Source organism: Bacillus sp. SIMBA_154 (assembly GCF_046536015.1).
Lineage (GTDB): Bacteria > Bacillota > Bacilli > Bacillales > Bacillaceae > Bacillus > Bacillus pumilus_P.
This window is the reverse complement of record NZ_JAWJBV010000023.1, coordinates 20,155-29,547: the sequence shown is the minus strand read 5'-3', so window position 1 is coordinate 29,547 and position 9,393 is coordinate 20,155. Positions and strand designations below refer to the sequence as shown.

The following is a 9,393-nucleotide window of genomic DNA, read 5'->3' as shown; positions in this document are numbered from 1 at the left end:
TTTTTCTCTATTATAAAATGAGGAGATGTAAATTTTAAGGAAAAAAATAAAGCTGTCGAGATTTTCTCGACAGCCTGCCTGCTTTTGAAGCAGGTTTTTTTAGTTTTGCAAAAAGATAAAATTTAAGGAAAATTTGTATTGCTTTTCGCCTGTGTCAGATATACATTAAGGGTGTAGTGTTAGATGATCAGACAATGGTAAGGAGATAAGCGGAAAATGGCATGGGAAGTCTTAAGTATCATTGGCATTATCGCATTCGCCATTAGTGGCGCGATTGTGGCAATGGAGGAAGAGTACGATATTCTTGGTGTGTACATTTTAGGGATTGTGACAGCATTTGGCGGTGGAGCGATTCGTAATTTATTAATCGGACTCCCGGTATCGGCTTTATGGTCACAGGGCAAGATGTTTACCATTGCCCTTGTGTCGATTACGATTGTGTTTCTATTTCCAAAGCTCTTGCTCAAGCATTGGAGCACATGGGGGAATTTTTCGGATGCCATCGGCTTAGCAGCCTTTGCGATTCAAGGCGCATTATTTGCTGTGCAAAGAGAGCTCCCGCTCAGTGCGGTCATTGTGGCAGCCATTTTGACTGGGAGCGGCGGCGGGATTGTGCGTGATCTCCTGGCAGGGCGCAAGCCGCTTGTTTTAAAAGCGGAGATTTACGCAGTATGGGCAGCACTTGGCGGCTTATTTGTAGGACTTGGTTTAGCCCAAGGAGAGCTCGCACTGTATCTGCTGTTTCTCATCCTCGTCACATGCCGGGTTTGTTCCTACTTATTCAAATGGCGGCTTCCCGCTAGGTCTTATTTTTTAAATAAAGGGTAAAAAAAGAGGGCGGCAATTTCGCTCTTTTTTTGTTTTATTCGAGCTGGATGTCAGCAGGTCATGCCATTTTCGTGTAAAATAAAAGTAGGTTTTTTATTCATTATTGGAACATTACATGTAATAAAAATTTTGTCATTTGGCTGAATATCTGGATTCAGCCTTTTTTTGCCTAGATGGATTGTCATGTTGTTGGTTTCACTTTTTGCGGGATACTAAAAAAGCACTTATGATCGGACGGATGGATCAAAAAGAATGAAACGCATCTTTGCATGTAAGCAAAACATGACGAACATAATAAAATAGGAGGGACATGTACTAGTGGAGATTTTTCTGGCAGTGCTCGTACTATTAGCACTCATTGCATCATCTAATATTATCAATCGTTTTCTGCCCTTTATTCCAGTTCCGTTAATCCAAGTGGGCTTAGGGATATTGGTCGCAGCTTTTCCTTCAGGTTTACATATTTCTTTAAATCCTGAGCTGTTTTTCGTGTTATTCATTGCGCCGCTTTTATTTAATGACGGGAAGCGGACCCCAAGGGATGAGCTATGGAAATTAAGAGCGCCTATTCTTCTCTTAGCACTTGGTTTAGTGTTTGCAACAGTTATTGTAGCGGGATATACCATTCATTGGATGATTCCAAGCATTCCGCTTCCAGCCGCATTTGCGCTTGCAGCGATTCTTTCACCAACAGATGTGGTCGCAGTGAGTGCCTTATCCAGCCGTGTAAATATGCCAAAAGGCATCATGAGGCTGCTTGAAGGGGAAGGGCTGATGAACGATGCATCAGGACTTGTCGCCTTTAAATTTGCCATTGCTGCAACTGTTACTGGGGCTTTTTCAATTGCTGAGGCATCCTTTAGCTTTGTCCTTATTGCCGCTGGCGGATTATTGACTGGATTTATTCTATCCTTTTTTATCATTCGTTTCCGCTATTTCCTCCGCCGTTTAGGAATGGACGATGTCACAATGCACATCATCCTGCAAATCCTTACGCCATTTGTGATATATCTAGCAGCTGAAGAAATCGGCGTATCCGGCATTTTAGCGGTTGTTGCTGGTGGTGTGACGCATGCAATTGAGCAAGATCGAATGGAAGGGAATTTAGCAAAACTGCAAATTGCTTCTTCAAACACATGGAATATTATTTTATTTATTTTAAACGGCCTTGTTTTCGTTTTACTTGGATTGCAGATTCCGGATGTATCCACAGTCATTTTCCAAGATGAAGCATTTAATAATATGCAGGTCATCAGTTACATTTTAATCATTACACTCTGTCTCATGGTTCTAAGATTCTTATGGGTATGGCTGTTCTGGGCAGGTAACTGGAGTGTAACGAAAAAGCAGAATGTGAAAAAAACGAAGCTGCGCGCTTCGATGCTGATGACATTCTCTGGTGTTCGTGGTGCTGTCACTTTAGCAGGTGCCTTCTCAATACCATTTACGCTTGCGGACGGATCACCATTCCCCGAGCGGCATTTGATTATTTTCCTCGCAGCAGGCGTGATCTTATGTACACTCATTTTAGCTAGTGTGCTCTTGCCTATTTTATCTGAGAATAAAGATAAGCAAGTTGCTGTGGACTTAAATACAAAGATTCAGCATGCGAAACGGAAGCTGCTGAGAAGTGCCATTAAAACCTTAAGAGAGGGAATGAATGAGGACAATAGGGAAGTGTCACTTGCACTCATCAATGATTACCGAATGAAGCTGAGAAATATTCAGCGTGAACCATACCAATTTGGGATGAGAAAACAGGAACGAAAAATCAGATTGCATGGAATTAAAGCAGAGCAAATGAAGCTTCAGCAATTAATTGATGAAGAGAAATTAGATAAAGAAGAAGCCTATGAACTGCAAGAGAGATTTCATGAGCTGGAAATGCTGTATTCAAACTCCTTTAAAATTCGTTTTTCAAAAGTGAAGTTTCTGCGCTTGCTTCAATGGCTCCAATTATGGCGGCCGGATGAGCGTGTTTCAAGCGGCATTTTAGAAAACGAGGAATCGTACAAACAAATCCGTAAGAAAACCGCTGAAGCTGCAGTAGATTCGATCAAACAGCATATGACAGATGAAAATAAACAAACATGTCACCAAGTCATTGGTTTTTACAATCAAGTGATTTTTCGCTGTGAACACGGTCCATCTTTCTTTCAGCAAAAAGATCGTGCCTTTGACAGAAAGAAAAAGGAGCTCAACTTCCAAGCTGTACAGACGATTCGAAATGAAATTCAAACCTTATATGAAGATGGCGAAATCAATCGTGATATTGCCCATCATTTAAGGGAGTATATCAATGACATGGAAGCAGTCTTGCTAACCAATACGTGATGTTGTCATCTCCTCCCCTATGTTTTATGATGAAGAAAGAGAACGAGCAGGGGGAGATCAATGATGGCGTATTATGGAGCAATTGAAGCTGGAGGTACAAAGTTTTGTTGTGCAATTGGCAATGAGTATGGGGAAATTGTAGAGGAATGGACGATTCCTACAGAGCAACCAGAAAAAACATTGCAAAAGCTCATTCCATTTTTTCGAAAATATGAAATTGAAGCATTAGGGGTCGGCTCTTTTGGACCGATCTGTGTTCAAAAGGACGATCCTTCTTACGGTTATATCATGAACACGCCGAAGGTCGAATGGAAGCATTACCCGTTCATCCCGGAGCTACAGAAACAATTAGGAGTACCTGTGTCCTTTACAACAGATGTAAATGCGGCAGCATTAGGTGAATTGACAAAAGGGGCAGCCAAAGGGCTGAACAGCTGTATGTATATCACAGTTGGCACGGGTATTGGTGCCGGAGCTGTTGTGAAAAATGAGCTTCTTCATGGTCATTCACATCCAGAAATGGGACATATCCTTGTCAGGCAGCATGAATCAGACCAGTTTGCAGGTGTCTGCCCAGCGCACGGTACTTGCTTAGAAGGACTGGCAGCTGGACCAGCGATTGAGAAAAGGTGGGGAAAGCCGGCCAAAGAGCTCACTCAGGAAGAATCGGTTTGGGCACTTGAAGCGGATTATTTGGCACAGGCATTGATGCAATACACGCTCATTTTAAGCCCAGAACGGATCATTATGGGCGGAGGCGTGATGAAGCAAAGCCAGCTATTTCCGCTCATTCGAGAGAAGCTTGCTGCATATGTAAATGATTATGTAGACTTGCCGCCGCTTGATACATACATTGTCTCTCCTGGACTTGAGGACAAGGCTGGCATGACAGGCGCTTTGCTTTTAGCCATCGAAGCGAAGAGAAACGCCTGATAATAGAGTTTTGAAGCGCAACATGAGATAATGAAAAAGATGGAATCTATGAAAAAGGTGGTTGTTAACATGGTTAAAAGCTTGAATGATACCGTAACACTGAATAACGGAGTGGAAATGCCTTGGTTTGGTTTAGGTGTATTCAAAGTGGAGGACGGCAATCAAGTGGTAGATGCCGTAAAAGCAGCCATACGAAACGGATATCGCAGCATTGATACGGCTGCCGTTTATAAAAATGAGACAGGCGTAGGGAAAGCCATTAAAGAATCTGGTGTGAAACGAGAAGAATTATTCATTACGTCTAAAGTATGGAACACAGATCAAGGCTATGACAAGGCGCTAGCTGCTTTTGATGCAAGCTTAAATCGTTTAGGTCTTGATTACTTAGACCTATATTTGATCCATTGGCCTGGACCAAACGCAGATACATTTAAAGAAACATGGCGTGCGCTTGAGAAGCTTTATAAAGATGGAAAAGTCAGAGCCATTGGCGTCAGCAACTTCTATGTTCAGCATTTAGAAGAGCTGTTAAAAGATGCTGAGGTTGTCCCAGCGGTGAACCAAGTTGAGTTTCATCCGAAACTGACACTTGTCGAATTACGTCAATATGCAAAAGAAAAAGGCATTCAAATTGAAGCGTGGTCTCCGCTTATGCAAGGAAAGCTGCTAGATCATGACATATTGAAGGACATTGCGGCACGCTGCAACAAATCTGTTGCTCAAGTCATCTTGCGCTGGGATCTGCAAAGCGGCGTCGTGACAATTCCAAAATCAATCAATGAAGAACGCATTAAACAAAACGCAGACATTTTTGACTTCGAGCTTTCTCAAGAAGACATGGAAAAAATCGATGCATTAAATAATAACGAGCGCGTCGGCTCGAATCCAGAGACGATGACGGTTGGGTTTGAATAAATAAAAAATCCCCTTTCTCTTTTGAGAAAGGGGATTTTTTACGTGCTGCTTCGGCGCACAGCCAGCAGCATGATAAAAGACAATATCACAATACAAATCGTCCAAGCCCAAGCAAGCTCCATTCGTCCAGAATCAATGGCCACATAAATAGCAGTTGGGAGTGTTTGGGTTTTCCCTGGGATGTTGCCGGCAAACATTAAGGTCGCCCCAAATTCTCCAAGGGCCCTGGCAAAGCTGAGGACGCTGCCTGACAGCAGGGAAGGCAGGGCGAGTGGTACGGTGATATAGGCAAAGACTTGGAATGAATGAGCACCGTCTACTTTTGCAGCACCTTCAATGTCTGACTCAATCGTAGAAAACCCCGCTTTTGCTGATTGATACATGAGCGGGAAAGCCACAACCGTTGATGCAATGACTGCCGCCCACCATGTGAAGATGACAGGCTGATGGAAGATCCATTCAATGGCGCGTCCAATCACACTATGCTTTCCGAACATGACAAGCAATAAAAACCCTACGACCGTTGGTGGGAGGACAAGCGGCATCATGAGGAGCGTTTCAACGATCATTTTCCCCTTAAAAGATGTTCGCGCCATCCAAAAGCCGATCGTTGTTCCAAAAACAGTAGCCAATAGTCCGCTGACGACGGCAATTTGAATCGACAGCCAAATAGGAGATAAAAATTCTTCAGTCAGCATAGGCATTATTTCACTTGAAAGCCGTACTTTTTAAAAATTGATGCGGCTGTATCTGATTGGAGATATTGAAAAAATACCTTGGCTTCCTCTAAATGTTCTGTCCCTTTTACAATTCCTACTGGATAAATGATGGGGGAATGCATGTCCGGATTTGCCTCAGCTACAATCTTTCCTTTTTTGGAAACGAGGGCGTCTGTCTTATACACAACACCTGCTTCCACATTCCCTGTTTCTACGTAGCTTAGAACTTGACGCACATCTTTACCGTAGACAGCGTTCTTTTTCACTTGATCCCATATGTTCAGCTTTGTGAAAATCTCTTTTCCGTATGTACCAGCAGGAACAGATTCAGGTGTACCGAGAGCAATCTTTCCTTTTACGTGCTGGACGTCTTGAAAGCTTTTGATAGAGGAAGAGCTTTCTTTTGGCACTATGAGGACAAGCTCATTTTGTATGGCATCCTTTGTATGATCCTGATCGATGTCTCCAGATTGGACAAGTTCATCGAAGGGCTCCTCAGCCGCAGAGAAAAAGAGATCAGCTGTTGCCCCTTGAGCGATTTGCTGCTTCAGTGCGCCTGATGACCCAAAATTATTTGTTAATGTGACGTTCGGATGCTGATCGTTAAAGGCGGATTCAATTTCCTTTAATGCATCTTGAAGGCTTGCAGCTGCTGAAATCACAAGCTCCGTCTTTTTGCTCGTATGTGATGACTTCATCTCTGTTTGACATCCGGTTAGGAGCAAACATAGGGTGATGAAGGCTAAGAATGTATACTTCATGTTCACACCTCTCATCATTCAATATCATATGTATCCTTTATTATAAGCAAACTTATTTGACCATTCATAGGCTTTCAGCGTGTAGACAAACCCTCGCATTCGTTGTCAGTCCTGCGTGCCGGTGCTCACGAATGTCAAATTCGCTCCGCTCCGGTACTCGTCCTTCCTAGACTGCAAAGGTTTTCTATCACGCTGAGAAGAAGACAAAGGGCTAAAATGAAGATCATTTTAGCCCTTTGTCAACAATCTGAAAGCCGCCAAATGGCAGCTTTTAATGCTGATAAAAACGCAGTAAATTCCCATTGATCACTTTGTCTGATAAGGAAAGCTCTTTATTGGCTTTTTCTATATAAGGCTGACAAACCTCATCTTGTTCAACAGGCTCTTTTGTTTTTTGGTCATAGCAGGTGTTCTTTGTATAGAGATAATCATCTGTAATAAAGTTCCCATTTCGCAAAACAGCGAAAGGCGTACGTTCGTTAGAAAATAAGTCATTTCCAAATTGAATGGCATCCTTGGATTCAATCCCAAGCAAATGGAGGAGTGTCGGTTTCACGTCCATTTGGCCGGCTGTTTCTGATATTGTCTGCGGTGCTTGATCCGTGATACCAGGAATGTAGATTAAAAATGGCACCCGCTGTAGTTTGACAGCATCCAACGGTGTGATTTCATCCTGCTCGAGCAGCTCGGCCATCGCCTCATGATGTGCCTCTGAGATGCCATAGTGATCACCCATAAGGACGAACATCGTATTTTCATACAGTCCTTCTTCTTTCATGCGGTCAAAAAATGTCTTAATGGCTTCATCTTGATAGCGGACGGTCGTCACATAGCGGTTTAAAATGGTGCTAGACGAATCATATTCATCAATAAATTGATCCTTTGGATCGATTTCAAATGGAAAGTGATTAGTCAATGTAATGAACGTGCTGTAATAAGGAGTCTTCAACTTCTTTAAATAATCAATGGATTGATCAAAAAAGTCGATATCCTTTAAGCCCCAGCCAGTCGAATTCTGTTCATTGACATCAAACGAATCGACATCATAAAAGCGATCAATCCCAAGCGATTCATACATCACATCACGATTCCAAAACGTTTTATTATTCGCATGAAATTGGACGGATTGATAATTCTGTTTTTTCAATTCCTTGTATAACGTGTCATATTCGTTGTCACTCGCTGTGAAAAAGACAGCGCCACTGCTAGATGGATAGAGGGAATTTGCGACAATAAACTCTGAATCCGATGTCTTCCCTTGCTCTGTCTGCTGATAAAATTCATCAAAATAAAAGCTCTTTTTGGCCAGTTGATTTAAAAAGGGTGTGATGTATTGTCCATTCACCTTTTGGTCAACGACAAATTGCTGCGTTGATTCAAGTGAGATGAACACGACGTTCTTGCCTTTAGCAAGTCCAAAGTAGTCTTCGTTTGGTGCACTGTAATCAGCCTTTGTATAGTTGGCTACTGTTGAAAGGGTATCTTCATCTGCAAAGGCTTTTTGTCCAATACGCGCCGTTTGGGCAGCGCCGTCATACAGGTGGAATTGGAACAGCCCAAGGTTTCGTACGATGACTTCTCGATCATAAGAGCTTGTCAGAAATCGAGGATGATCCATCATGGCTGAGCTGACATGAAACAATAGAAAGCTGCAACAGACCGCATAATACGTTTTGATCGTTTTGAATGACGCTTTTGGTGCTAATGGTTTACGCTTTAACAGCCATGCCAGCACCAAGAAATCAATGAGCATCAGGACAAACAGCGGGTGGAACAACTCAGTCATGCTGCTGCCCATATCCCCCATGTTCTTGGCTTGAAATAACACGGGAATGGTAATGAAATCAATATAAAAACCGTAAAAGATCGTATTTGATATCAAGATGGCTGTCAGAATAAAATTTGCGGTCAATAAAAAAACCTTTTGTTTGGTTTCATTTAAAAAAAGAGCAATCCCAAACAAAGGGAGCAAAAAGCTGAGTGGATTGATCAAAAGCAGCCATTCGTGAAACAGATTGGCCGTTCGTATATGAAATCCGAATTGATAAATGATGTATGTTTTCATCCACATGAAGAGGATGGAGTACACTAAAAACCAGTGATCTTTGAAAAACGCTTTCATATATGTAGCTCCTCACCATTCTGTATTCAGCTGCACGGCAAAAACACTTATCTTAAAACTACTAAAAAAATGAGGAATGATCAATTCATATCCTGTCTTTTTTGCAAAACTCTTTTTTCATTCTCTTAGAACTGCAATGGGATGGATATTCCGCAGATGACAGCGATGTAATAGCAGGTGACGATTGTGAGAGCAGCTAGTACGACTTGTTCTCCTGTGCTGCCTGTTTTGACATAGACTGGAAGACGTACTTTGATGGTAGCTGGGAACAAAAATTTAATGCCGTTCACTGTTCCTGCATCAAGGATGAGGTGGCTCGCCATCCCAACTAGTAAACCGATACTTAGGCTGTCATTTGGAATGTATGTGGTCGCAATAAAATAAATGATCAGCAGAAATAATAAACTGTGTGTAAAGGTGCGATGACCGAACACACTACTAATCAGTGTCGAGAGCAGCGGGAATTTCCTGCCGATTTTACTTTTCGTATGACAAAGATCAGGGATAAGGGCACCTGCTGATCCAGCAGCAGCCATAGTGACTGGGTCGAGTCCGTAGTAGTAGGCGGCGGCTGTGGAAGCGGCAATTCCGCCCATGATATGTGTTTTTCCTGTCATGATGCGTACTCCTGTTCTATCTTTAGTTCAAGTACTCACTATATCAAGGGTGAATTCATTCAGCAAGGCTTATTTCTAAAGAAAAAAGGACAAAATGGTTGGCTGATTGGAAAAACATTCTATAATAAGAGAGAAGTCATGTTGATACTAACGATAAGGATGCG

General features: G+C 42.4%; 8 protein-coding genes. 4 read left to right on the top strand and 4 right to left on the bottom strand.

Annotated features, from left to right (window positions below):
- The first annotated feature begins 216 nt into the window (after nucleotides 1–216).
- The 4 genes from R0K30_RS19675 (at nucleotide 217) to R0K30_RS19660 (ending at nucleotide 5,010) form a co-directional block, all read left to right on the top strand.
- The gene (locus R0K30_RS19675; RefSeq protein ID WP_099728508.1) at nucleotides 217–828 is read left to right on the top strand and encodes a trimeric intracellular cation channel family protein; all 612 of its coding nucleotides are present in this window, start codon (nucleotides 217–219) and stop codon (nucleotides 826–828) included.
- A gap of 318 nt (nucleotides 829–1,146) precedes the next feature.
- Nucleotides 1,147–3,162, top strand: a complete 2,016-nt coding sequence (locus tag R0K30_RS19670; RefSeq protein WP_410612398.1) for a Na+/H+ antiporter — start codon at nucleotides 1,147–1,149, stop codon at nucleotides 3,160–3,162.
- Between the two features lie 63 nt (nucleotides 3,163–3,225).
- Nucleotides 3,226–4,095, top strand: a complete 870-nt coding sequence (locus R0K30_RS19665) for an ROK family protein (protein ID WP_230030744.1) — start codon at nucleotides 3,226–3,228, stop codon at nucleotides 4,093–4,095.
- Between the two features lie 69 nt (nucleotides 4,096–4,164).
- Complete coding sequence (locus R0K30_RS19660; protein WP_230030745.1) at nucleotides 4,165–5,010, top strand: aldo/keto reductase; 846 nt, start codon at nucleotides 4,165–4,167, stop codon at nucleotides 5,008–5,010.
- A gap of 38 nt (nucleotides 5,011–5,048) precedes the next feature.
- On the opposite strand, the gene modB is transcribed toward R0K30_RS19660, so the two are convergent.
- From modB to R0K30_RS19640, 4 genes are all read right to left on the bottom strand, one after another.
- The gene (gene modB, locus R0K30_RS19655) at nucleotides 5,049–5,714 is read right to left on the bottom strand and encodes a molybdate ABC transporter permease subunit (protein WP_410612395.1); all 666 of its coding nucleotides are present in this window, start codon (nucleotides 5,712–5,714) and stop codon (nucleotides 5,049–5,051) included.
- Complete coding sequence (gene modA, locus R0K30_RS19650; protein ID WP_099728503.1) at nucleotides 5,714–6,490, bottom strand: molybdate ABC transporter substrate-binding protein; 777 nt, start codon at nucleotides 6,488–6,490, stop codon at nucleotides 5,714–5,716. The genes modB and modA overlap by 1 nt, the downstream gene beginning before the upstream one ends.
- Nucleotides 6,491–6,761: 271 nt before the next feature.
- Nucleotides 6,762–8,612, bottom strand: a complete 1,851-nt coding sequence (locus tag R0K30_RS19645) for an LTA synthase family protein (RefSeq protein ID WP_099728502.1) — start codon at nucleotides 8,610–8,612, stop codon at nucleotides 6,762–6,764.
- Between the two features lie 125 nt (nucleotides 8,613–8,737).
- Nucleotides 8,738–9,229 carry a metal-dependent hydrolase gene (locus R0K30_RS19640; RefSeq protein ID WP_099728501.1) on the bottom strand — a complete coding sequence of 164 codons (492 nt, stop codon included), beginning with the start codon at nucleotides 9,227–9,229 and terminating at the stop codon, nucleotides 8,738–8,740.
- Nucleotides 9,230–9,393 lie beyond the last annotated feature (164 nt).